Genomic DNA, 22593 nt, shown 5'->3' with positions numbered 1-22593 from the left:
TAAATTTATGTCTAAGATGAATAATTATACAAAAACATTTGTTCTTATAGCTTGTTTAAGTTCTATTGATGCAATTGCACAAGAAAAAGTAGCAGTGGAATCTATAGATGCGACGACGCTTGTTAATAATGAACTGATAAGAAAGCAGCAATTAGAACTAGAAGCAGACGGTTTATATTACAAAGCTATGACTGCCGTAGAAGATGGTTCTAACCATGTTGCGATAACATATCTACAGTCTGCTAAAGAAGTGTATTTACAGGCTCAAAGTTCTTCAAATCGTTTAGTTAATAAGGTGGCTAATGTCGATAAGCTTAAAATTGTTGTTTACAATAATTTAGTTGTTGAAAAATTAGCTAACTCAGATAAAGCGAAAGAAAGCAAATCATTTGATTTAGCAAAAACGTATCTTAAAGAACTAATAGAATTAGATCCTGATAATGAAAAACTTTATAAAGAAAAAATCTCGAGTTTAGATGAATCAATTACTCAAGAAGCGTACAGAAAATTAATCGGTGAAGAGCAGATTACTGAAGAGGAGTTAGTCAAGCAAGAGAGTGTTGATGTAAGAATGCAGCGCGCTCAAGTTTACTTTGATCAAGGTGAGTACTCTAAATGTCGTGAAGAATTAGAAGACCTTTTACTAATTGACAAATTTAATATCCCTGCAAGCCACTTACTTTTTAGAACCTTTGAAGAAATAAAAACACTTGGTAAACAAAGAAATAGAGTTACACAGAAAGATCTTCTTGCAGAAACTTCATGGAAATGGGAAGATAAAATCAGAGTGAGTGCTGATTTAAACGCAGAATTATTAAATTCTTCAAGCATTAATGTGAATGCTGAAAATGTAACATCTATTCATGAACGCTTGAGACGTATTTATATACCTTCAGTCAGTTATGATGGTGATGGCATTGAATCAATTGTTGAAGATTTGATAAGGAAATCTAAGGAATTCGATCCTGATCCAGAAGGTAAAGGAGTCAATATTGTCTATTTTGCATCTAAAGTCAAGCAGCTAGCACCAGTAGCTTCTGCAGACGATGGTTTTGCAGACGAAGGCTTTGGTGACGAAGGCTTTGGTGACGAAGGCTTTGGTGACGAAGGCGATAGTCCTGTTGCCGCAGTAGCAAATAATCAAGCTAAACAGGCTAGGCTATTTTTAAGTGTTGAAGATATGCAGTTGGGTGAACTAATTAATCAGATAACAGATATACTTGGTTTAAAGATTAAGATAGATAAGCATGCGGTTTATATAGCCGATCAAGACTACCCATTAGAAGAAACTGAAACTGTATTCTTTGATGTCCCTTTATCAATGATTGATGTGGTTGGTGATGCCGGCGCGGGCTTAACTGATGATGGCCTTGAAAGAAATTCTGAAGAAACAAACTGGCAAAGTTATTTCACCAATTCTGGTGTGACTTTTCCAGCGGGTTCAAAAGTTGCTTTTGTAAGCAATGTCAATCGTTTAGTTGTGACTAATACAGCGGTTAATATTCAATTGATCAAAAGAATTATCGATGAATTAGGACGTCCAAGTGCACAAATATCTGTGGAAACTAAATTTATTGACGTCGATTTCAATAGTACTCAAGAACTAGGCTTTATGTGGCGTTGGACAGGTCCAGAGACACCTAATCATACTCTGACAGGAGATAGGATTTTTGCTCAGGGTAATGGCGGCGTCGCTAATGCTGAAAGATTCGATAATAATATTCGAGGAATACAAGAAGTAGTTACTTCTCAAGAAGGTCCAGTTCAATTGGCAGCAGATTTGGTTTTCGGGAATCAATCACTGCAGATGATGATTAGAGCTCTTGATCAAACAGATACTTCTGAACTCTTAACGTCACCTAATGCAGTTACACAAAGTGGTAACACAGTGGTACTACGAGTTGTACAAGAGCGCTTTTTTCCTGAAGAATGGGAAGAAGCTCAACTTGACGCTGATGCTACAATACCCACGACTCCAACCTTTGGTGAGGCTCGAGATATTGGTGTGATTTTAGAGGTGACTCCAGAAGTATCTGCAGATAATAATACGATTAGTTTAGACTTGAATCCACAACAAGTAGAATTTATAAGCTATGATACTGATCTTAATTCAGATTATACATCACCTGTGTTTGATACTGTTATCCCCAATTTTTTCAACTATGCAATGCCTATTATAGCCGTGCGTCAGGTTGAGACACGAGCACAAATTTGGGATGGTGAAACACTCTTGATTGGTGGTTTAGTAAGAGAGAATGTATATTCAGTTGATGACTCAATACCCTATATTTCTGATATCCCCTATTTGGGAAGATTCTTTCAAAGTAAAGGTGAGCGTTCTGAGAAATCAAACCTTTTAATATTTGTAACAGGAAGATTGATAAGTCCCGTAGGTACACCTTATAAAAAAATGACAGTTCGAGGTCTTCCAGACTTCAAGCAATTGTAGATAGGAGAAATTATTATGTCTGAAAATAATAAAGATATAGAAAATACCGAGACCGTTAATATGGGTGCTCAAAATGGAGCTTCTCCACAGCTTGAAGCTGCAGAAACTGATCCATTAATGATTCGTGATACAGATACCACAAAATTAAAACGTGTATCACCCAGTACGCAAAATATTAATTTAGACGGTGAGAATTATACTGACACAGTACACCTGAAAGTTATTAAAGAGCGTAAGAAACAATTATCAGGTATTTTGACTGCTAGTCAGACAATTCGTTTACGACCACCTTCAGCGGGCACTAAATCTGCAGAGGTACGTAATACAGATTCTACTGTAATGACTCAAGAACTTCGCTTGCCTCCTCAGCGCAATGCAGCATCAACTTTAAAAGTAGCAGATTCTGTATCTACAGATACGGGTACAATTAAAGTTTCGGGACCTGCATCTGCGGGTACACTTCGTGTCAAAGCTCCAATAGCCGCTGAACCTTCTTCTGCTGGAACACTCAAGATTCAAGCACCAGTAAGCGAACAGTCAAACGCCGGAAGTACTCTTAAAGTTCAATCGCCAAGTGATGGTGGCGGAACGCTTAAAATTAAAAGTCCTGATGGTGGCGGAACCTTAAAAATCAAAACTTCAGGTCCTACTGAAGGTGCATCAGGAACACTTAAAATCAAAGCTCCTGTAGCTGCAGATGAGACCTTAAAAGTTGATCCAGATGCTGCTGGTGGGACACTTAAATTAAAGACTGCAGGAACTCAAAGAGCTTCATCTCCAAAGGTTAAAGCAAAAGCTCAAAGTGGAGTTTCCAACGAAGACTTACTAGAGTCAGATACTAAAGGTAAACCTGGTATTGTTACTGTTCTAGTTGCGATTGCTGCCACTGGCGTACTAGGCTTTACAGTATTTAAAAATATTGACCAGTATATGGAAATGTTTAAAATAGTTGGCTAGTTAGCAAGACTGATTTTCCAATGAAAGCACTGAAATTTAATTTCAGTGCTTTTTTATTTTTTGATGATAAGGGATTTTAATTCGGTCATTTCTTCAATGGCATAGGAAATGCCTTCACGGCCACAGCCACTATTTTTAATGCCTCCATAAGGCATTTTATCTGACCTCCAGCTAGGTGTATGGCCGATAATAATAGCTGTGTATTCTAGTTCATCCCAGGCTTTTGTGGCGATATTTATGTCTTTTGAATAGATACCAACATGGATGCCATAGCAAGATTGGTTCAATTGTTTAAACAGTTCATCAGTATTGGAGAATGTATCAATGATAAAAATTGGTGCAAAGACTTCTTCATCGCGTATGGGGTCGTCACTTTTGATATTAGTGAGAATAGTTGCTTCGAAAAATTTGCCTTGAGTAGTTCCACCGACTAATATTTTTGCCCCAGTACTTATACTATGGTCGACTAATTTTGTAATACGACTCAAGCTGTCCTTATTGATTATGGGTCCTAGGTCCGTTGATGGATCTAGCGGATTACCGAGTTTGATTTTGGATGTTAGTTCTACTAGTAAAGAGCTTAGTTTATCAATTATATCTTCATGGATATATAGCTTCTGTAAGCTAATGCAACTTTGTCCTGCTTGTGCAAAGGCAGCATTGACTATTTCTTTTGCGGCTAATTCTAAGTCTGTGTCAGGGTAAACTACACAGCTGGCAGTGCCGCCTAATTCAAGACAGACAGATTTTCGCTCAGCCAATGTTTTTAATTTCCATCCCACTTGTTCTGAGCCGGTGAAACTTAAAAAATTGGCTCTAGGGTCTGTTACGAGCTTTAGCGAATCTTCAATTGTACAAGGGACAACTGAAAACGCCTCTTTAGGAAGGGAGGACTGTTGTAATATCTCAGCGAATTTTAGCGCGCATATAGGTGTTTTATCTGAGGGTTTAATAATAAAAGGGCAACCTGCAGCTATAGCGGGTGCCACTTTATGGGCAATAAGATTGATGGGGAAATTAAACGGTGTGATGAAGGAGCAGAGTCCTTTTGGAAAGCGCTTAATCAAGCATTCAAAATCTTCTGAGCTTGGATGAGTATCCATGCTTAAAACTGTGCCGTTCATTTGCATTACTTCTATCGAAGCATAATCAAAGACACTGATCACCCGCTGCATTTCTGCTCGGGCTTCGTTAATGGTCTTTCCTGATTCTAAAGTGATTATTTCAGCTAAATCTTCTGAATTCTTGCGAAATAGGTCTCTGCATTCTTCTAAAATCTGCCTCTTCTGATGAGCTTTTAGCTGCTGCATGATTTTTTTAGCCGCATGGCCTTGTGCTAAAGCATCATCGATATCTTTTGACTCGGCTAAAGAGTAATGTGCGAAAATCTCGTCTGAATAGACGCTACGCGCTTCTATAAGTTTTTTGTTAGTCGTTTCTTTGCCAGCTATATAGAAAGGGTATTGATTCATCTGAGTACAATTTTTTTATAGAAAATCTGTGCTATTTGAAAGCGTGTTATTAGAGGCTGGTTTTGTAGATTCTCCAAAAGGAGTGTCTTTTGGGTGTTTTCTCGACTTGCTTAAGGCATGTAGTTTTGGGTTCGGTATAATGAAGGGGAGCGACTGGACTTGTCGATCATAGTTACTTTTAGCAATTTCTCGCTTAATTCCATTTTGTAGTGATGTCAGAACCTTTAGACTAAGTTCTTGATTATTCTCATTACGAGATTTTTCCAAAGTTTTAAAATAGTTATCAATCTCAGGACTCTGAATTAAAGTTTTTAAACCATGGCGTAGGTATTGTCGTCCATCATTTAGTATATAAGAACCTTCCCAGAGGTTCATTAAGGCATTGAGGCGTTCGTCTAAATCCCTTTGACTTAATTGTCCTGTATTGGATTTTATTTTCTCGAGTACATCTTGATGATTAATTAAGAAAGAAGTGTAGGTCCATCCGAGGAACTGCTCTTGTTTACGAGTTTTAAGTAGATGATGAAAGTTTGCGGCAATATAGGGCGACCATTCATCAAGTAGATATTTAATGTGAACTTCAAGTATTTTGTTATTGCGGCTTAAAAATGTTTTCCATTGCTCATTTTTGTGGCTAAGAATAATGTCATTTTTTGAGAGGGAATAAGTGATTGCAGGAATGCCGATGTAGATATCTTTATTTGAGCTTTCAAGGTGTTTTTGATAAAGAAGCTCTTCACTAATGGGAGTCGATTCATTAAGCAGCGTTAAGATATTCTCATCGCCATTGAACTCTGCGCTTTCAGCAAAGATAAGTTGTGAGAGATTGTGCTGTGTTTTTAAGTAAGGATAATCTAGTGGGCCGTGGGTATTACGAAAAGGGATAGTTTTATTATAATTAGTTCTCAGTAGTTCAAGGCTTTTTATGGTCGCATCGATTTGCTCTTGACTCGGTTCTTTTATTAAAAGTTTTAAATCTGATGAAAAAGCTTGATGAGAGAAGTATAAATCTTGATGTAAGTCTGACGCTGTTGTTAGAAAAGACCTGCGGAAAGTGTTTTCTTCAGGGCTTAGATTTTTTTGAGTATAGGGACCATCATGGTTCGCACAGGAAAAGAGAAGGCACAATAAAAAAAGGCCAGTGATAAATTTTGACATATGAACTCCGAATATTAATAGCTAAAGGTAATCTAGTGAACTTAAGTTTCCATTTCCTAGGGACTTAATTATCTTCTTTTACTGCGAGTTGACCACAGGCACCATCGATATCTCTACCTAAGTTTTTGCGTATGGTAACACTTAGGCCTTTCGACTTTAAAAAATTTCGAAAGTCATCAGCTTTTTGCCTAGTTGAGCCTTTGTGTGTGCTATCAGTTTCATTGTAAACAATGAGGTTGGTGTGAGTTAATTCAGGTCTCTCTAGAGATTTGAGGAAATCGCATAATTCAGCGGCGTGAGAAAGTTCGTTATTTTCACCTTCTAGTAAAACATATTCAATGAAAACCTTTCTGTGAGTTTTATCGATGTATTCATCGAGACAAGCTCTCACTCGCTCGAGATTGAAGGCATCATTTATGGGCATGATTGAAGACCGTAATTCATCTTTGGCGGCATGCAGTGAAAGAGCCAGGTTAACTTGGGGAAACCTTTCCGCCATTTCTTTGACACCCTTGAGCAGGCCTGAAGTGGAGACAGAAATGTGTCTCGAGCCAATTTTGAAAGTATCTTCCGTAGTCAGTTCTTCTATGCTTGCAAATACTTGTTTTGTATTGTGTAAAGGTTCGCCCATGCCCATATAAACTACATTATTGAGACGTTCAGTATCAATATCATTTTTGGCAATGAATTGTCGCCAAAATAGGACTTGATCAGATATTTCTTCCGAGCTTAAATTACGTGTGAGACCCATAGTTCCAGTGGCGCAAAATGTACATTTCATCGCACAGCCCACTTGCGAACTGATGCAAGCGGTCCAAAGCCCCGGCTTGGGGCTCATTAAGACTGATTCAATTTTTAGACCATCGTGAAGTTCGAGCAAGGCCTTGTAGGTCACTTTATCTGATGATGCAAAAACTTTATTTACCGTGAGGCATAAAACTTGATTCTCTTGGGTGAGTTTATTGCGTAGATCTTTAGGGAAGTTTGTGAGTTGTTCAAAAGAGCTATAATGATGTTCAAAAAAAGCTTCTTTGAGCTGTTTAGCACGAAACTTGGGGAGTTTATATTCGTCGACAATAGCCTGTATACGTTCGCTATTCATTTGTTTTTGTCCTCTTTGAGTCTATTGATGGCATGTGTGGCCGCGTTTTCTTGAGCGCTCTTTAAAGTCTTTCCTTCACCGTGCGCAAGTAATTCTCGATTTAGGTAGCAGTCGACTTTATATTTGGGCTCATGTTCAGGCCCACTTTTAGATATGGTTGCATACTTGGGTGTAGAGCCATGGTTTTTTTGCGTAATTTCTTGCAGGATACCTTTAGGATTCTGAACCAAAACTAAATCTGCGGGCTCATTCCATAGCGCTTCTAGATTTTGGATATGGAAAACCTGGGCCTTCTCATAGCCTTGATCTATGTAGATGGCGGCAATCAGTGCTTCATAAGCATCAGAGAGATTAGAAGGGCGTTCATTTCCCTTGCTAGTCAATTCGCTTTTCCCAAGGAGTAAAAAATGCCCTAAATCAATATGACGAGCACAATCAAATAGGGCAGATTCTTGAACTAAGGCAGCGCGATATTTTGTCATGTCTCCTTCAGGAGCATTGGAATAGCGGTCGAAGAGGTAGCGAGATACAATTAACTCTATGACAGCATCACCGAGGAATTCTAGACGCTGGTTATCTTTAGTTTCAACTTGGCTCTCAAATCTATAAGAACGATGAGTCATCGCTTCGTTCAAAAGTTCTTTGTTGTTAAAAAGACAATTGATTTTTTTTTCTAGGGCTGAGAGCGGCATAGTCATTTTTATTGATTCGCAAAAACTTCGTGTAGAAGTAAGCGACAAGTTTTATTTTCATAATTTCGATAAGGAGTAGCAATAATATTGTAGAGCTTCGCGGATTCAAAATCGCTATAATCGAAAGGGGTGTAATAAGTGAAGGGTATTTTAGTTGAAAATTTATCTACAACAAAGCCAGATAAAACGGCGCTGATAGGGTGGTGCGTATCTTTGATTTGAATATTCTTAAAGAGGAAGATAGGGGCATCATTGCCATTGCCAAAAGGTTCCATGGCTTCAAGGTCTGTGATGAATTTTTCATCTAAATCTTGGAAAGTGAATTCACCATCGTAGTAGTGATGTTTATGATTCTTCTCTACTTTTTCGAGAGTATCACTTTGCAATAGATTCGTCAATTTTATTTTGAATGAATCTAAATTATCAACAGCTAAAGATAGTCCAGCAGCCATCGGATGACCACCAAAGTTATTGAGTAGTTCACTGCAATGTTTTAAACCTTCCAAAAGGTTGATGCTGTTGCAGCTTCGACCAGAACCTAAGAGTTCATCTGGGTTTTTATCTTTTGATAAAACGATTGAAGGTAAGCCGAAGTGTTTGGTGAGTTTGGTGGATAGAAGTCCGATGACTCCCGGGTGCCAATTAGGACCTACGACTAAAAGTAGAGGTGGTGAACTGGCAAATTGCTCTTTTGCAATTTGAAAAGCCTCCATGTAAGCTGATTTCTCTGCGTTGCGTCTAATGCGGTTGAAATTCTTGAGCTGATTGACGAGTTGCCGAGATTCATGGATACTATTTGAAGCTAGGAGTTTAGCCGATACCATGGGATCACCCACTCGACCAGCAGCATTAATTTTCGGTGAGATTTTACGACTGATATCCGATGCAGTAATATGTGTATCAAGTGTTGTGGCTTCGTATAAAGCTCTTACGCCAGGGCGTGGATTAATGTTGAGAAGTTTGAGGCCGTTTTTAACTAAAGAGCGATTCTCACCCACTAATGGACAGGAATCTGCAATTGTTCCTAAGGCGACTAAGTCGAGACCATTTCGTAAATCAATAGTGGCTTTTTTGCCAAGTGTGGTGCCATGTTTTAATAAAGCATGACAGAGTTTAAATGATACACCGACTCCAGCAAGGGAATAAAGATCAAGTAATTCAGTGGTGATTCGAGGATTGATAATTGAAAAGGCTTGTGGGAGTTTCTCTGCAGGATTGTGATGGTCAGTAATGATAAAGTCTAAACCATTTTCGTGCGCATAGTCAGCGGCTTCAAATGAAGTGATGCCACAGTCAGTTGAGATGACTAAAGAAGCGCCTGCATCTATTTGGTTTTGCATTGTTATGGGTGTAGGGCCATAGCCATCATGGAGGCGATTAGAAATGAAAACGCTACTCTTGGCACCGTAGGACTGTAAAACCCAATTGAGAAGAGTTGAGGAGGTGACTCCATCAGTATCGTAATCCCCGTGAACCACGATTGTTTCTTCCTTGTCAATAGCTTGAAAGATGCGCTCAACAGTTTTTTGCATATCAGGAAAGCGAAAGGGGTCACTTAAGTTGGCTAAAGAGGTATTAAAACAATCATTGTTTTTTTTGAGGATAGGTCGGCTCGCGAGCACAGTGGCAGCAGGCCGTGAAAGCTCGAAGCGACTTTGGATATCATCCAGTTCTTCTGCAGTGACATCTTTTGGATACCAATCTTCTAAAGGTGTAGATTTAGACATTAGTCATCCTCTTTGAAGGGAGCCACTTTTAGAATGACTTCGCCATCTTCTAAGCTCATGCCGCGAATGAGTTGAAGATCTTCTTGATATTGCTCTGCCGCGGGCCAAAAAGTTAGAGCATTATGTTCTTTAAGAGACTCCATCGTGTCAAGCATGATTTTCTTTCCGTCATGCTGGACTTGATCAATTACTAGGACTAGATAATCTTTTTTCATTCGACCAGTTAGAAGTACTTGGCCATTTAAAAATTGTCCTTCAACGTCAGTCCATGACGCCCACTTAAGTTTATCAATGGGGAAACTAATGTCGATAAAGATCGCATCTTCAGTGATTTTGTTAAGTCGGCAGTGTTGACGAAATTGATCAAAGCTTAGGTCGTGGGCGAGCAAGCTATTAAGTTCTAGGGCATTCAAACGGAGTTCTGTTTCTTGGCCCTTATGAGCTTTATCAAGAGCAGCAGCAATCTTTTGTAGCGTAAGAGTATATTGCTCCTTGCTTTCGGGGAAAGAAAAACTTAAAGCCTCTTTGGAGCTGTATTTTTTTATGTGACGAATGCCGGAGGCAACAGAAACCCAGCCTAGTGCAATGGCAAGCACGAGGAGGACAAAAGAAGCACTGGCACCGATGACAAAGGCGCGACTAGCCCCTTTGATCTCCGGTTTTGGCGGAGGGGTAGGTGAACTGGACATGATAGGGACTCAGATAATATGTTAAGCAAACACCAGTATCATTAGATACTCGTAATCGAGAGAGGGGTAGAGAAAATTATTTTTCTTTAGTAGCTTCTTCGAGTTGTTTGTTGTGTTGCTTGTTAATATCGTTGAGTTGGGCCTCAGTCTTTTTCAATTGCTTAATCTGGTTTTTCCCTGTAAGTTGATCCGCAGTCTGGTCGACGCCTTCCGCAGCTTCCTTACAAGAAAGCAGTGATAATGCTCCTATTAGGCAAAAGCCAAAATACTTTGCTTTTAGTTTCATGTTACTATTCCTTTTTATTTATAATAAAAAAGCCTCTAAATGTGACTATGCAACCTCTGCAGTGAGGCTAATTTTGAGTAAATCGAATTTTACGGAGCAAAAATATGTTTTCTTTTGAAGGCTTTTCATCTGCAGATGATGAACATCGCAAGCGCGAAAAGAATAAAGCACGAGAAATGCGCCAGTCGCAATGGTGGAAGAATCAGAAAGGCAAGGGTTTATGTAGTTATTGCAAGCAAGAGTTTCATCCGTCAGAACTGACGATGGATCATTTGGTCCCCATTGTGCGGGGAGGCAAGACTTCCAAGAGCAATTGCGTTCCTTGTTGCCAAGAATGCAATAGCCAAAAAAAATACCTTCTTCCCATAGAGTGGCAAGAATATCTCAAAAACTTAAATGACAAGAAATAAGTTTTATTTATCTAGCTTGGGGTGTTTGTTTTTATAGATTGAATAAAGTGTTGCGGCAGTCCAGAACGGCATTGCGGATATAAGTGGGAAAGTTTCTACTAAGGCCGAGGGGATGTAAATAAATTTAAATCCCAGTAGTAAACTTAAAATTCCCACGAGGATCATATTGACGGGAATCGCAATTTCGGGTGCAAAAGACAAAAATATACTTAGGATATCTGCAATGATCGCAATAATGATTGCCGTGATAGTCTTAAGGCGACTATGAGTTTTTGGTGGCTTTGTCGTCAGGTGTTCTTTATGCTTATTTATATTTTTAAAATTATCCATGTTGATCGCTCTCCTTGGATTTCTCAACAATATTTTTGAGATGCTGATCAAAATTTCTTAGGGCAGAGCCTTGGATGATACTAATGTCCAGGTCTTTGGCACGTCGTAGGTCATAGTCTTCTAAGGGCCTGTATGAGGCAAGAATTCCTTCAGTATGCAGGCCTGCATAGTCAACTAAAGTATCCATTTTATAAAGAGTTTGAGTTCCTTTGCCTTCACGTGCTAAATGGGAGGTTTTACATTCAATCAAATAGAGTTGATTTTCATAAAGGAAAGCTCCGTCAATTTCATTTTTTGATCCTTGCTGATTAGTGATCTCGACCGAGATGGCAAAGTCTTGTGGCTTGAGTTTTTTTAAAGCTAAATAAGCGGCATCTTCAATCCAAAAACCTCGACAAAAATCGATGGCATCATGATCGACAAACCTTACTGTATTGGCATCGTAATAAGAGAGCAGGTTTGATGAATAAAGTTTGCCCATAAGTTTGACTTGTGCGTCGTTAAACTTTCGGTGATGTCTCATTTCGAGGACACCATCATTATCGGCGTCATGAGCGAGTTTATTAAGAAGTCCGATAGCCTTTTCGTAGGTACTAACATTTTCAAATAATTCATCAAATAAATCGTCGTGGAGAACGGTTTTTGTTCTCACTAGGCTTTGAACGTTCCAGCCATGTAAAGCGAAGTAATCTTCAAGTTGAATTTTATTAGCTAAATCATAAAAATTGAATTGGTCTGGAGAACTTATGGGGTAGAGTGAGTCTTTCTCTACACAGAATCTAAAGATATCATCATCTAAAAACTCGTATGCGGCCATGCACATGAGTTTGCTTCCCCCAGATAAGTTGAGCGCGCAAGTTTTGGGATCGAGTTGCAATTGCAGAAAGCTCACTTGGAGCTCACTCAGATTATCTCTTTTTGGCAGTGCAAGTAATTGCACCTGCAAGCCTTTTTCTAAGCAAAAATCTCGCTGTCTTTCCGCATCCTGTAGATGACTAGGAGAATAACAAAAAATAACTTTTTCGGGAGCTATATCAGGGTCTATGAGGGGCAGAATATTTCCTAAAGCATTTTCATTGACTAAGCAAATATGTATTTGGTATTTTTTCATCCATTCTCCAGTTCTCCAAAAGTAGCTTGAACTTAGCCTCTCTTCAAGTTCGAGCAGTCTGTCGGACTTCTCTCCGTTCTACTACAAAACAGCCGAACTTTGCCGGATCTATGCCCGAAAATCGTTAAATATGTCCAATATTCGTCTCATTTCGGACAAAAACCTGCTTTGTTCGGCCCCTCTTTCGTTACGAAGCTCAAAGTCCGACAGACTGCTAGGCTTTTAGGACTAGTAAGCATAAATGAAAAAGCCCTCTAACTATAGAGGGCTCTGAGATGTATCAGCTTTTAAGGAAGCGAGTACTTTAGATAACTTTGTATTGTCCTGGCGTAGGTATCTGGTAGCTCATATCAGCGTTTGGTAGCGTCGGTGGATTTGCTGCCCAGTCATAGCCTTCTGGGACAAGTGCCTCAGTAGAATTTAAAGCCTGTTCCCAAGTGACGGTTTTGCCACTGTAATTCGCCATGCGACCCATGATTGCCGTCATCGTAGCGACGGCCCCATTGTAGCCTTCGTTATAAATTTCGCCGCGATCCAAAGCTTCAATCAAGTGATACCATTCTTGTTGATGGCCACTGACGCGTTTTCCTGAGAATTTCCAATTGTTTGCACCAGTGATTTTATGAGCTCCGAAATGGCACATTCCCTTGTCTCCATAAGCGTATTCATCAACCTTGTTGGTACAATTTTTCATGTGTCTGGCTTGACTAAACATTTGCGTGCCATCGGCATATTGGTACTCAGTAGAGAAGTGATCGAAGATTTCGCCATGATCTTTACTTGTTCTGACTTGGCGTCCACCCATGCCGCTACAAGAAACGGGATGTGAGCCTTTGAGCCAGTTGATAACATCTAAATTATGAATGTGTTGTTCGACAATATGGTCACCGCAGAGCCAGTTAAAGTAATACCAGTTTTTCATTTGGTACTCCATTTCAGACATGCCTTCTTGGCGCTTGCGGGTCCATACGCCACCACTGTTCCAGTAAACTTTTGCATATTGGAAATTGCCAATGTCGCCATCTTTACAGCGTTGAATGGATTCGCGGTAATCGAATTGGTGATGTCTTTGTAAACCGCAAGCAAGCATGAGGTTTTTTGATTTTGCGACTTCCGCAGATTTCATCACCGAACGAATACCAGGGCCATCAACAGCAACAGGTTTTTCCATGAAAACATGTTTATTTTTGCTGATAGCATACTCTAAATGAATGGGACGAAAATGAGGTGGAGTCGTTAAAATGACGAGATCGCAATCAGAGTCAATCGCTTTTTTATAGGCATCGAAGCCATGAAATACGCGTTCTTTAGGAAGGTCAATTTGAGGATTTTCTTTACGAGTTAAACGCTTGTGTATAGCTTCGGCCTTATCTTGAAAGGCATCAGCAACGGCGACAAGTTGTACTCCTTTTCGTACTTTCATGGCCTGCATTGCTGCGCCTGTACCACGACCACCACAACCCACTAAAGCAATTTTAAGTGGTTTATCATTTCCGAGTTTCTCTTGAATATTAAAAGCATTGACGGATGAGCTAGCTCCTAAAATGGCGGCGCCCTTAACAAAATTTCTACGATTAAATGAATCCATAAAATACCTTCCTTAAATTACTTATATAACTAACATGTGAGAGTTTCTTATATAAGTACTACGCATTTTTTTTATAATCTTGCACCTATTTTGAAGTTTTCAGGACTTTTTTAGGCAAATAAACATTTTCACCCGTAAAAACAGAGGCTTTTGCGGATAACTTCAGGAAGCTAAAGGAACATAGTAGGAAACAAAAAAAGCCTTCATGATCTACATGAAGGCTTTCTGTGTCTACTTAATAAAAGTAGCGGTCTAAGTAATGATGAACTACTTTTTCTCTAAATGATTGAGAACTAACAAAGCAAGATCTCGTTTAGTTTTAGGCAGTTCGCCTTCAATATTTCGATTGAATAAATCATCATCTTTTAGTGAGTCTTTAACTTTTCCCGATTGCGCAAAAGTTGCACCTGGAGTTACTAGCTTGGCAGGGACTTTTGCGGTGGCCGCCGCCGCTACACAGATACCTCTGATTTCCGCAGTATGTAGATGAGCTAAGTTCATATCTTGAGTTGAGGCACTGCCCTTTATCAAAACATAATTAACTTGCTGTGTTGCCATGAATTTTTTGACTAGCTTGAAGAGTTCACCAATATCGGAAGCTCTAGAAGTATTTTTTACTAATTTTAATGTGCCTTGATCAAGTAAAGTGAGTTTTTCTGAATCATCATTTTTGATGAGGGTATAGAGTATTTCTTTACCTGCAGGACGAAGTGATAATATTGTCATTTTGGTATAAATCCTTTAAGGTGAGATTATTATTTAGATAAATGAATAGTTATTTAGTGACCCATTATACAAAAGGCATTAAAAATAACAAAGCCGAACACCTAAGTAATGGATAGATTATCCAGAAAGTGAGCTTACAGGCTTAAAGTCATTCAGATAGAATTGCCCTGCTTTAGCTTGGCTCAGATGTCTTTAAGAGAGTTTTTTGAATTGTGTGGTCCATAGAGTCGCGTCGGAATTAGCTTATTTGGAGCTCTTTTTTGTCCCGTATAAAATCAATATGCCTACAATGTAACAAAAGGGGATATCAATAATATGCGTAGGATGCAATTGAGCGTCTAATGAATTGTTATAAGCGGAAAATAATAAAACGCTTCCAATGAAGATCGATCCATAAGCTAGTAAAGGAATGATAACTGCGTATTTATTCATCTTGACTAAGCAGGCTAGAAAAAGTAAACCAATACAGCCAAAGAGAGCTGAGGCCATCTTAAGCCAGTAATCGAGTAAAGCTTGGTGCTCAGCGCCCATTCCATATAATAAGTCAGTACTTGTCTGCCAAGAGCTGAAGGTAAATGCGAAAGAGATTGACCAACCGAGTCCTCCAAGTAAGAGGGCAAAACGCAGTGCAGCGTATTTGAGGGTGCTTTTAGCAGGAATCATGGGAGGGTCCTTTTCGCGGGCTTGAGAAGCTGATTTACTAATGGTCTGCTTATGATTTGGTTTTTAATTTATCTAAGGATAGTACAGCTTTGCACTTAGCGCATTTTTCATGAGTGAGTTGTTCAAGGTCGGCGCTTATTTGATACTTTGATTGGAGTGCTACCGGAGATTCGCATGCAGTGCATAAAATCATATATTTTTTCATTGCGAATTTCTTAAAGATGACTAAGTAAATCGGGTATAATAACCATAAGCCAAGTAACATTCTATTTTCTGCATTAGCATTGGCACCGATGTATCTATCTTGATTGAGTAGGACGAAAGATATAAATACCACAGTGAATATTATGAATTTAAAATTAATTATATTGCTTTCAGTTCTTTGCTTTTTTTCATTTAATAGAAACTGGACTTCGTTGATCATGGGAGGCTCTTTTGTGAATTGAGTTTTTATACTTGCTGAGTGATCAGTGAGTTTAATCCCAAAAAGAATAATAATCACTCCTGATAGCGACGATTCATTAAGTTTTATTTTGCTTTAAATTACGTTGCTTTGGAGGTCTGTAGATAAATTGATCTCGCTCATAACTCTTCTTTCCCTTATAGAATGAAACTGAATTAGCAGTGAGCCTAATTCAGTTTCATCTAAGTCCTAAAATTTATTAAAAGTTAAGCTTTAGGGATTCAGGTACTACTTAGTCGAAATGACTTTCGTTTTAGAAAAACGGTCATGCCAGCCTTTTGCACCATCGGCATATAAGAAACTAAAGGCCTCAAAAGGAATGAAACGAGCAAAAGTTCTAATGATAATAGCAGAAGCTTTGGGTTTATTTCCCTCTTCATCAACCACTTTGGTGCCGAGTATCATTTTTGCGACAGTTCTACCCCAAAGCACTTCTTGAGGGATATAATAAGATGTCACTAAAAATATTCCAAAGAGGAAGTTAGGGATGGGTTTAGCCAAAACTTCTAGAAAAGCCATGTTATCGGTCATCGCGAGAACAATGCCGAGGATAACACCTATAATAACTGAATAAATCAAATAAAAAATTGTATCCAAAATTAGAGTTCCAAAGCGTTTTCCTTGGGATGCTAAGTTGGCATCGTCGACAACTTCTAAGTCAGTTTGTGGGGCTTCATACGCGTTTACTTGTTCCATTTTATGGATCCTTTGTTTGTGTTAATATGAATGTGGAGTTTTTGATGGTTGCAAAAAGCACTTTGATGCATGAAATAAATACTTATAGAGCACACATGCATGGAGTGTGACTAAGGCTATCGAGAGCCTGCTATGTAAGTGATTCCTACCTCCAAGTAAATATCAATGCTATCCACTAGATCATGTTTTTGCAGTTTTCGCAAAAATAAAAGCCTTTTAAGTATTCAAGCAGAGCCTTTCTTAACGTTTTCTTAGTTTAAGGCGTCGGTAGTGAGTAAATTGAAGCTCAGTTAAGCTGCATCCGTGAACAATATCTCTAAGAGTTTTTTTCTGAACTTAGCTCACGTACTCAGCTTAAGCGCCATTTTTTGTTGCAGCTTCAGCAATGTCTTTGTGTTTTATATAAATAACTGATCTTAATTTACTTAAGCCTAGGCCGTGAGTACTTTTTTATCATAGTTAGAGAATTATTGTAAAAGAGTATGTGTTCTCTTGAATTAAGATCGAGCCTAATGATGTCAGAAAATGAAATTATTTTTAATTGTTTAGGCTGTAAAGAATTACTTGCGGCTCCCTTAGACTATTTAGGTCATAAAGTTCGCTGCACGGGCTGTGATTTAGCGATGTTAATCCAGGACGAAGGGGGAAAAGCCACGGTGTTTAACGAATCTTCCGCAGAGACTCTACAGGGAGAACCTGTAACTGATATGGATCCACTCGAGACACAAGAACTCAAGACTTTGAGACGCCTAAAACCCAAAGTGGCTGACTTGGCCCAGCCTTTTCATAGAAACGATTCAGAAGAGAGTACGAGTCAAGATTTAGGTTCGGCTCAGGATCAGGGGCTCAGTCAATTGCCTACGAATATCAATGTTTTAGATACTCATGAAATTAAATCCTTGAGTCTTTTAAGAAAGGAATTTATTGAGCAAAATCCAGACGCTGTAGCTAGTGCAGAAATAAGTGAGGTCGATTTAGATCTATTGATGGGTAGCGAAAGGATTCATCCTCCTAATGAAAGGACGCAAGGAGATGAAGACCTACAAGAAAAGTTTCATGATGAAGGACTATTTGAAGATACCTACTTGCAGCCCACGCGAATTAATCCCTCGAAGACTATTCGTGGGGGTAAGCGTCGACCTCAAGTAAAAAGCAAGAAAAATAAAATAAATTTTTTACTTGGACTTCTCAGTCTTTTACTTTTTGGGGTACTCATTTTTTTAATGTTTAAAAAACCATCTCAAGAAGAAGTGCTCATTTTTTTAGGACTAGGGAGATAGCACTAAAATCAGCTTATATTAATTTTTTGGAGCGAGTTGTTTAATTTCCAGTTCTTGGAATTGTGGACTCTGTCGATAATAATACATGGCTTTTGGAAGATATTTTTTAATTTCGTCAATGCGTCTAATATCACCTGGGTGAGTCGATAAAAATTCTGGTGGCTTTTCAGCACTACCAGCCTTGGACATGTCTTGCCAGAATGCAATGGCTCGCTCGGGGTTATAGCCAGCTTTGGCCATGAAGACAAGGCCCATATAGTCGGCCTCGAGTTCTTGTGTTCGTGAATTCGGTAGCGCTATACCGACACTGGCTAAGCCGCCTGCACCAATAAGTATGGCTTGTCCCATTTCATCATCGACTGTATCAGTGGTCTGAATACCAATTGCGGCAGCCATCAAACTCCCTTTGATGAGCATAGCTTGGCTCATGCGTTCGTTTCCGTGCTCAGCGACGGCGTGAGCAATCTCGTGGCCCATAACTACAGCCATGCCAGCATCATCTTTTGTAATGGGTAAAATTCCGCTATAGAAAGCAATTTTGCCACCCGGCATACACCAAGCGTTGACTTGCTTATCTTCGATGAGGTTGAATTCCCATTTAAAGTTGTTCTCGAGTCTGCTTTCTTTTAAGTAGTCATCCACAGCTTTAGCAATTCGTGTGCCAACGCGCTGGAGTCGAGCTTTTTCTTGTGAGCTGTTTGAGATTTTAGATTCTTTAAGAACATTGGCATACTGTACTTCAGATAGATTGAGCATCTTGTCACTTGAGTACATTATTAATTGACTGCGTCCAGTCATAGGATTTGTTTGACAAGAAAAGAAAAATAAACTTGAGCAAATGAGAATTAGAAATTTGAATTTATTTTCCATTTTTATCCTTTAAAGCAGTGATTTCTTCAACGCGTACATGAGTTTCGTTAATTGTTTTAAAAGATATATCAAAAGCATTAAATTGGAAAGTATAAACTTTGCCTTCGTTCTTTTTTTGGTAGGCAGGACGTGGGTCTTGGCAAAGGATTTCTGTTAAGCCATCTTCAAGTTGATGTTTGTCTAAAATAGCGCGTGCTTGTGGCGAATAGGAGACTTCTAAAATGGGCCAATCGCCGTCAGCCCAACCTGCAGAGCTATCTTCAATAGCATCGGCGTAGGGGATGTAGGGTTTGATGTCGATGACAGGAGTTCCGTGAACAAGGTCACAGCCATCAATTTCAATGATAATTTCATTTTTCTTAAAAACGATGCCGTTGAGAGCACACGCGGAAATGCTAATGGGGTTTGGGCGGTACGGAGATCGTGTTGAAAAAACGCCTACTTTTGTGTTGCCACCGAGTCGTGGTGGACGCACTAAAGAACGTGCTTTCATATCTTTATTTTTGTGAAACCAAGCCAATACCCATAAATGAGAACAGTTTTCTAAGCCCGTAATAGCTTCGCGATTAAAAGCTGAGTTTTCCAAAATGATACTACTGGCCACGGAAAGACAAAGTCCAGCTTGGCGTGGAGTGCCAAACTTTTCTTTTAGATCACTGGCAATAAAGCCAATAGGCTGAATCGAGAAACTATTCTCTTCCGGCGAGGGCGTAGATGATGTGTCTTGTGACATTTGGATACTTCATAACTTTGTGTTTAATAATTTGGTAACCGATAGCTTTCATTTGTGGACTTAAATCTGTTGATGAAAAAAATACACTCTGATAGACAAGAGGAAAGAGTAAATGAAGATTTTGCAGTTCTTCTTCTTCATCTCTTGCACAAGAAAAGCCATAAGGAAAGTCAATTACGGCAGAGTCATGTGTCTTTGTCCAATCTTTAAGTTCTTTGTGATGCAGTTCTGCAGAGTAATTAAAGTACGCTAAGTTCTCTTCAGTCATGGAAACAGCTTGTGCTGAGCGATCTATAGCAGTGACCTTAAGTCCGGAATGACAGGCCTCTAAACTAAGGCTTCCCGAACCACAGCCACAATCCAAGAAATTGTTGCCCGCATTTTTGAGGAGATTGATGGCTACGCGTGCACTGATGGAATTGAGTGCAGAAGAAAAGGTGGCAGGTTTTTTACTATGTTCGAACAGGCGATTAGATTTTTCACTAAATATTTTGACGAAGTACCAATTGTCATGATCGCGACAAATAGCATAACGTTCCTTAGGGGAATTCAGGTTGAAACTACCCTCGATGTATTCTAAGACTTGGAAAAGAACGTCTTTATTGACCTTGGGATGATTGCCTGCAGAGGGGGTTTCAATGCGGCCTTCGCAAAGACTAAACTCAGCATTTTTGATCGTTTCTAAAAATTGTTCGAAATCGTTTTCTTGAACTAAAATTTCTGCCCCCCAATCAAAGAAAGCTGAATCACTGATATCAACCTTTTTTTCACTGAAAACAAAGCGTTGATCCCGTTCAATTTCAAAACCAAAGAAGCTAGAGCTTTCGAGCTCAGCTAAGGGGTGATAAAATTCTTGCAGTTTAAGAAAGTAAATGTTTGTGTGCTTGTTATTCATTGAGAGTCCGTAATAAATCAAAAAGTCACAATGACCTGAGACAGAGAATTTTCTAATTCAAATCGAGGCTTTACCAAACTTTGAAGAGGTCTTTTCGCTCAAGCCAAATTTTATCTTCACCCTTAATGATGAGGACTCGTTGGGATGCTTGAGCTTGTCCAGAGTAAGTTGCGAGATATTTGACTGCAGTAGCATCAGGCTGTGAGCCGTTGACAGATGAGTAGCTTTTTGCAGATTTGTTTATGACGATATATTGATTATCACGCCAATAACTTTGCGTGAGAAGGTAGGCCCAGACAGATATTAGTAAGGCACTAGAAAAGATGACCGTAATTAAGGTTTTTGAGATTTTGCGGTAGATGCAAAGTAAAAAGAAGGCCGTGATCCATAAATAAATGGCCATGGTCCAGAGCTCGTCTGGGCGGAGGAAGGGAGTTGTCGAAGGTACTTGTTTTAAAGTTTTTCTTAGTTGAGTGGCAAGTTCATTATTGCGTTCAAGACGTGGTGCCATGCGTGTGATACGCTGAGAGTAGGCATAAGCTAAACTATGATTTTTTTCTTCGACTAAAGCGAGCGCGGTATTTAAAGTGTAACTTATATTTTCAGGCTCTTTTTCAAGTAGTTTTATATACTCAGTACTCGATTTTAAGGGCTCGTTTTGAGCTTGGCTAGCAAAGGGCAGCATACAGAGGAAGAAGAAACTTAAAGCTTTCAAGGCTTTGCTGAGTGATTTGCCATTGATGACTTTGTCGGCGCCTTTTTGGAAGCGCTGATTTTCGTAACGTGTTAAAATTTGTTTGAGCTCCGTATTGGATATTTTTTGAATGACTTGATTGTTGCTGTCTCCCGAACTAAACAAGTAAATTTGCTTGAGCAGAGGTACGAGGTGATCTTTGTAAATATTGTGGGACTTTTCGGGATTCGACTTTTTGAGGATGCGACGGATTTGACGTAACTTTTTTTCTTGCATCGCTCGTGTGGTGGGTTTGACATGAATGTAGGCTTTAAGAAAAAAGGCGAGGGGCAGTAAGCTCGCTAATATCAATAAAATGGGATGGATATTAGCGATCAGGGGGAGTCGAATACGTTCATCGACTTGCACTTGTAGAGTCCTGTCGGTATCTTTTTTCACAGGGCTTACACGTGGAGCTACTTTGGGCGCTTCTTTGAATTTTTCACCCTTAAATTTTATCGAAGAGAAATGGGCTTTTAGGCTATGGTATTTTTCTTGGATGGGGTCAAATGTCACAAAATTAAAGGCTGGGATTTTGACGTCGCTGCCCAATGCCGCCAAGATCAACTTTTGCTTGGCAGATAAATTTTCTAACACCTGATTTTCAATTGTACGTTCTTCGCTCAAAAGGCGAAAGAATTTAAATTGTTGCTGAGGGATAAGGAAACGTTCTGGGTCACCATCTTTTGAAGAGAAAGTAAAGTTGAGGGTGAAAGGCTTGCCAACTTCAACTTCTTCTTTATCAGCACTAGAACTCAATTGCCAAGTTCCGACTAAACGTGTGTTTATAGTATCTTTCGGTGCAGGAGGGAGAATAGTGATCTTTATTTCAGGAAATGAGTGCTGCCTTTGCAGGCTGACAGGGCGGCCAGTCCCAGGAGTGGTTGAGCGCTTCGCCAGACGTGCTTGGTGATTGACAGTCGCCTTGTAGTCGCCGCTGATGAGAGCACTAGCGACATAAGTTAAGCTCACGACGTTGAATTTATTACCCATAAATTCGACTTCGTTTTGTTCGACTGATTCTATGTGTTGATTGCCCGAGCTCCGATTGGCAAAAGTTCTAAGTTTAATGCCTTCGGCTTCTAATTCAGGGAAGGAGAAATCTCCTTGTATAGCATAATCCTTTTGGAAGTAGAGATTAGTTTTTAGACGAAAATACTGCCCTGGATAAAGTTTTTTGCTATCCTTGATGATTTCAGTTTTAATAAAATAGATCTGGTCATAAGGGCTTTTTTTAATTTCAAAATTGATGGAAGCAATTTCGTGGGTAGCCAAGGTTAATTTGGGGATGGTAAAAGGTCCAGGTTTCAAGACTTTAAAAGGGATCGTGATACTACTGGTATAGGAGCGACGACCGTTAAAAATACTACTTCGACTTGAGACAGAAGGGCGTCCCCAGAGTAAGCTATCAATTTTGGGTAAACTTGTGAATTTTAATTCAGTATCACTACTGATATAGAGCTGACCCAATTCATCGGTATTATTTGGCAAGGTGTATTGGTGGCGTATTTCTGCAGATAATAAGCAAGAAAAGAACAGTGAAATCAAAGCGAAATATTTCAT

22 protein-coding genes are annotated in these 22593 nt (G+C 39.3%); 4 read left to right on the top strand and 18 right to left on the bottom strand.

What is annotated here, in order from left to right; translation table 11 throughout:
- Nucleotides 1-7: 7 nt before the first annotated feature.
- A complete protein-coding gene (locus PQO03_RS09870; RefSeq protein WP_274149977.1) occupies nucleotides 8-2449 on the top strand; it encodes a hypothetical protein in 2442 nt (813 codons plus the stop codon).
- A 15-nt stretch (nucleotides 2450-2464) separates the two neighbouring features.
- Nucleotides 2465-3406 (top strand): hypothetical protein, encoded by a 942-nt coding sequence (locus tag PQO03_RS09865; RefSeq protein WP_274149976.1) that lies wholly within the window; start codon nucleotides 2465-2467, stop codon nucleotides 3404-3406.
- A 53-nt stretch (nucleotides 3407-3459) separates the two neighbouring features.
- On the opposite strand, the gene PQO03_RS09860 is transcribed toward PQO03_RS09865, so the two are convergent.
- The 7 genes from PQO03_RS09860 to PQO03_RS09830 all read right to left on the bottom strand — a co-directional run bounded on the left by PQO03_RS09860 (nucleotide 3460) and on the right by PQO03_RS09830 (nucleotide 10532).
- Nucleotides 3460-4878, bottom strand: coding sequence for an aldehyde dehydrogenase family protein (locus tag PQO03_RS09860; RefSeq protein WP_274149975.1), 1419 nt, complete (start codon nucleotides 4876-4878; stop codon nucleotides 3460-3462).
- Nucleotides 4879-4893: 15 nt separating this feature from the next.
- Nucleotides 4894-6036, bottom strand: a complete 1143-nt coding sequence (locus PQO03_RS09855) for a hypothetical protein (protein WP_274149974.1) — start codon at nucleotides 6034-6036, stop codon at nucleotides 4894-4896.
- Nucleotides 6037-6100: 64 nt separating this feature from the next.
- Nucleotides 6101-7138 (bottom strand): dual-specificity RNA methyltransferase RlmN, encoded by a 1038-nt coding sequence (gene rlmN, locus PQO03_RS09850; protein ID WP_274149973.1) that lies wholly within the window; start codon nucleotides 7136-7138, stop codon nucleotides 6101-6103.
- Entirely contained in the window at nucleotides 7135-7836 is a 702-nt protein-coding gene (gene rnc, locus PQO03_RS09845; RefSeq protein ID WP_274149971.1) for a ribonuclease III, read from the bottom strand. Before rnc ends, rlmN begins: the two co-directional genes overlap by 4 nt.
- A 2-nt stretch (nucleotides 7837-7838) precedes the next feature.
- Nucleotides 7839-9557, bottom strand: coding sequence for a single-stranded-DNA-specific exonuclease RecJ (recJ, locus tag PQO03_RS09840; protein ID WP_274149969.1), 1719 nt, complete (start codon nucleotides 9555-9557; stop codon nucleotides 7839-7841).
- Nucleotides 9557-10246: a hypothetical protein gene (locus PQO03_RS09835; RefSeq protein WP_274149968.1), complete on the bottom strand. Its 690-nt coding sequence runs from the start codon at nucleotides 10244-10246 to the stop codon at nucleotides 9557-9559. The genes recJ and PQO03_RS09835 overlap by 1 nt, the downstream gene beginning before the upstream one ends.
- A gap of 76 nt (nucleotides 10247-10322) precedes the next feature.
- On the bottom strand, nucleotides 10323-10532 hold the full coding sequence (locus PQO03_RS09830; RefSeq protein WP_274149967.1) for a hypothetical protein: 210 nt from the start codon (nucleotides 10530-10532) through the stop codon (nucleotides 10323-10325).
- A gap of 104 nt (nucleotides 10533-10636) precedes the next feature.
- Here PQO03_RS09830 and PQO03_RS09825 point away from each other — a divergent pair, with 104 nt between their 5' ends.
- The gene (locus PQO03_RS09825; protein WP_274149966.1) at nucleotides 10637-10942 is read left to right on the top strand and encodes an HNH endonuclease; all 306 of its coding nucleotides are present in this window, start codon (nucleotides 10637-10639) and stop codon (nucleotides 10940-10942) included.
- A 3-nt stretch (nucleotides 10943-10945) separates the two neighbouring features.
- Here the strand turns inward: PQO03_RS09825 and PQO03_RS09820 are convergent, their stop codons facing one another.
- From PQO03_RS09820 to PQO03_RS09790, 7 genes are all read right to left on the bottom strand, one after another.
- Complete coding sequence (locus PQO03_RS09820; protein ID WP_274149965.1) at nucleotides 10946-11272, bottom strand: hypothetical protein; 327 nt, start codon at nucleotides 11270-11272, stop codon at nucleotides 10946-10948.
- On the bottom strand, nucleotides 11265-12383 hold the full coding sequence (locus PQO03_RS09815; protein ID WP_274149964.1) for a Card1-like endonuclease domain-containing protein: 1119 nt from the start codon (nucleotides 12381-12383) through the stop codon (nucleotides 11265-11267). The genes PQO03_RS09820 and PQO03_RS09815 overlap by 8 nt, the downstream gene beginning before the upstream one ends.
- A 304-nt stretch (nucleotides 12384-12687) precedes the next feature.
- Nucleotides 12688-13971: a Gfo/Idh/MocA family protein gene (locus PQO03_RS09810; RefSeq protein ID WP_274149963.1), complete on the bottom strand. Its 1284-nt coding sequence runs from the start codon at nucleotides 13969-13971 to the stop codon at nucleotides 12688-12690.
- A 267-nt stretch (nucleotides 13972-14238) separates the two neighbouring features.
- Nucleotides 14239-14697 carry a hypothetical protein gene (locus PQO03_RS09805; RefSeq protein ID WP_274149962.1) on the bottom strand — a complete coding sequence of 153 codons (459 nt, stop codon included), beginning with the start codon at nucleotides 14695-14697 and terminating at the stop codon, nucleotides 14239-14241.
- A 243-nt stretch (nucleotides 14698-14940) separates the two neighbouring features.
- A complete protein-coding gene (locus PQO03_RS09800) occupies nucleotides 14941-15360 on the bottom strand; it encodes a hypothetical protein (RefSeq protein ID WP_274149960.1) in 420 nt (139 codons plus the stop codon).
- Nucleotides 15361-15409: 49 nt separating this feature from the next.
- Entirely contained in the window at nucleotides 15410-15784 is a 375-nt protein-coding gene (locus PQO03_RS09795; protein ID WP_274149959.1) for a hypothetical protein, read from the bottom strand.
- A 267-nt stretch (nucleotides 15785-16051) separates the two neighbouring features.
- A complete protein-coding gene (locus tag PQO03_RS09790; protein WP_274149958.1) occupies nucleotides 16052-16519 on the bottom strand; it encodes an RDD family protein in 468 nt (155 codons plus the stop codon).
- Nucleotides 16520-17031: 512 nt separating this feature from the next.
- Between PQO03_RS09790 and PQO03_RS09785 the strand changes: the two genes are divergently transcribed.
- Entirely contained in the window at nucleotides 17032-17799 is a 768-nt protein-coding gene (locus tag PQO03_RS09785) for a hypothetical protein (RefSeq protein ID WP_274149957.1), read from the top strand.
- Nucleotides 17800-17817: 18 nt separating this feature from the next.
- Here PQO03_RS09785 and PQO03_RS09780 read toward each other — a convergent pair whose 3' ends face one another.
- The 4 genes from PQO03_RS09780 to PQO03_RS09765 form a co-directional block, all read right to left on the bottom strand.
- Nucleotides 17818-18669, bottom strand: coding sequence for a M48 family metallopeptidase (locus tag PQO03_RS09780; protein ID WP_274149956.1), 852 nt, complete (start codon nucleotides 18667-18669; stop codon nucleotides 17818-17820).
- Nucleotides 18659-19402 carry a tRNA (N6-threonylcarbamoyladenosine(37)-N6)-methyltransferase TrmO gene (gene tsaA, locus PQO03_RS09775; protein ID WP_274149955.1) on the bottom strand — a complete coding sequence of 248 codons (744 nt, stop codon included), beginning with the start codon at nucleotides 19400-19402 and terminating at the stop codon, nucleotides 18659-18661. Before tsaA ends, PQO03_RS09780 begins: the two co-directional genes overlap by 11 nt.
- Nucleotides 19359-20297 carry a TRM11 family SAM-dependent methyltransferase gene (locus PQO03_RS09770; protein ID WP_274149954.1) on the bottom strand — a complete coding sequence of 313 codons (939 nt, stop codon included), beginning with the start codon at nucleotides 20295-20297 and terminating at the stop codon, nucleotides 19359-19361. Before PQO03_RS09770 ends, tsaA begins: the two co-directional genes overlap by 44 nt.
- 70 nt (nucleotides 20298-20367) lie before the next feature.
- Nucleotides 20368-22593 carry a BatD family protein gene (locus PQO03_RS09765; RefSeq protein ID WP_274149953.1) on the bottom strand — a complete coding sequence of 742 codons (2226 nt, stop codon included), beginning with the start codon at nucleotides 22591-22593 and terminating at the stop codon, nucleotides 20368-20370.

This window comes from Lentisphaera profundi, from assembly GCF_028728065.1.
Lineage (GTDB): Bacteria > Verrucomicrobiota > Lentisphaeria > Lentisphaerales > Lentisphaeraceae > Lentisphaera > Lentisphaera profundi.
This window is presented reverse-complemented; position numbering and strand designations above follow the sequence as displayed.